Source organism: Stutzerimonas stutzeri SDM-LAC, from assembly GCF_000235745.1.
GTDB lineage: Bacteria > Pseudomonadota > Gammaproteobacteria > Pseudomonadales > Pseudomonadaceae > Stutzerimonas > Stutzerimonas stutzeri_H.
On sequence record NZ_AGSX01000100.1, the window covers coordinates 1 to 2,016 of the forward strand.

The window sequence follows — 2,016 nt, forward strand, 5'->3', positions numbered from 1 at the left end:
ACGAGCTGCAGCTTGGAACTGCCGACAGCGCTCGCGCCCTTTACCACGGTCCGCTTTCGTCGAAACAACGGCGCGACCAACCGGACATGCTTGAACGCCGGCACACGCCTTCGGCTATTTAACCCAACCCATCCGCCAGAGGCTGAACCCTGGCTGGGTCAGCCCTCAATACCCGCGCTGGATGTCGATCACACCGCTTACGGACTGGCCGTTTTCCAGCGCGACAATCTTCTCGGCAATCTGGGCGATGGTCGCTTCGCGCAGGGTTCGCGCCGAAACATGCGGCGTGATAGTGACCTGCGGCATCTGCCAGAACGGATGCGAGGACGGCAACGGTTCTTCACGGAACACGTCGAGCACCGCGCGGGTCACCTTGCCCTCTTCAATGGCACGGCAAAGATCTTCATCGACCAGATGCTCGCCGCGACCAACATTGATCACCACCGCGTCAGGCCGGAGTTTGGCCAGCATCGAATGGTCGATGAGTTCGCGGGTGCTGTCGGTCAGCGGCAGCGTATTGACCAGCACCCGAGTCTCAGCAAGGAACTCGTCGAGCCCAGCCGCGCCGGCAAAGCTGTGCACGCCATCAATGCAGTGTGCGGACCGCGCCCAACCATTGACCGGATAGTCCAATGCCGCGAGCGTCCGCGCGACACGCTGACCGATATGTCCAAGCCCGAGCACGCCGATCGGCCACTCGCTGCGTTCGATGGGGCGGCGCAACTTCCATTGGCCGGCCGCCTGCTGTTCACGATAGGCATCCATGTCGCGGCTGATGCCGATCACGTGATAGGCCACGTATTCCGCCATCTGCACCGCCATGCCGGCGTCTTCGAGGCGAACAATCGGAATATCGCGCGGTAGATTCGGTATCCGCACCAGCGCATCCACGCCGGCACCGAGGTTGAACACGGCCTTCAACTGCGGCTCTTTATCGAACAGCGCTGCCGGTGGATGCCAGACGATGGCGTAATCAGCACCACAACTCGGATTGTCCGGCTGCCAGACCTGGATATCGGCGTCTGGCAACTGTTGCTGGATCAGGCTGGTCCAGCGCTCGGGTTTGGGGTCGGCGGCGACGAAGAGGATTTTCATGGGCACTCGGCTTCTGCTCGGTTGAAGGAAGGACTGCTGCCAGTTTGCCGTTAAATGGCGTAGACGTGACCGTTGGCCTCCAACAGCCGCAACAATGCCGGCCAGGTCAGTTTGGCGGCGCTGCCCAGTTCGGCCGATTGCTGACGGGTCGTCTCGATGGCAGCGGCCGACGGCATGTGAGTTGGGCCGCACGCCTGAGCCCGCACCTGAATTTCGCAGGCCTTCATCAGGAAATAGAGATAGGTGAAGGCTTCGGCGACCGTGCCGCCTGCCGTCAGCACACCGTGATTGCGCAGCATCATCATCCGCTTGTCGCCAAGGTCGCGGATCAGCCGCTCGCGTTCGCTGAGGTCCAGCGCCACGCCTTCGTACTCGTGATAGCAGAGGTGATCGAGGCAGAGCATCGCCGTCTGGCTCAGCGGAAGCAGGCCATCGCGATGCGCGGAGACTGCCACGCCATCCGGAGCATGCAGGTGCATCACCGCACCGGCGTCCTCACGGCCCATGTGAACCGCGCTATGGATGGTGAAACCGGCCGGGTTGACCCGGTGCAGGCTGCCGCTCTGGACGATCTGCCCTTCCTGGTCGACCTTCACCAACGACGAGGCGGTGATTTCCTGGAACAACAGCCCGTACGGATTGATCAGGAAATGATGTTCAGGCCCCGGTACGCGGGCGGACAGATGGGTGAACACCAGATCATCCCAACCGAAGTGCGCGACCAGCCGATAGGCCGCGGCCAGATCCTTGCGCACCTGCCATTCGGCTTCCCGATTCGTAGCGGTTGAATCTTGCATTGCATCTGCTCCGTTCATATCGAAGACGCCAGCCGGCGCGGTGCCTTGCAATGACGTCGCGACCGTCAGGCCTGTTCGGCGCTGACGGCGTGTTTGCGGTTTTCTTCTTCCTGCAGCGCCCGCC

At 62.3% G+C, this 2,016-nt stretch carries 2 protein-coding genes; both read right to left on the bottom strand.

The annotated features are described in order from the left end of the window. Nucleotides 1-165 precede the first annotated feature (165 nt). Nucleotides 166-1,095, bottom strand: coding sequence for a 2-hydroxyacid dehydrogenase (locus PSTU_RS0110615; RefSeq protein ID WP_019341005.1), 930 nt, complete (start codon nt 1,093-1,095; stop codon nt 166-168). A gap of 50 nt (nt 1,096-1,145) precedes the next feature. Further along, nucleotides 1,146-1,892 carry a class II aldolase/adducin family protein gene (locus PSTU_RS0110620; protein WP_019341006.1) on the bottom strand — a complete coding sequence of 249 codons (747 nt, stop codon included), beginning with the start codon at nt 1,890-1,892 and terminating at the stop codon, nt 1,146-1,148. Nucleotides 1,893-2,016: the final 124 nt, after the last annotated feature.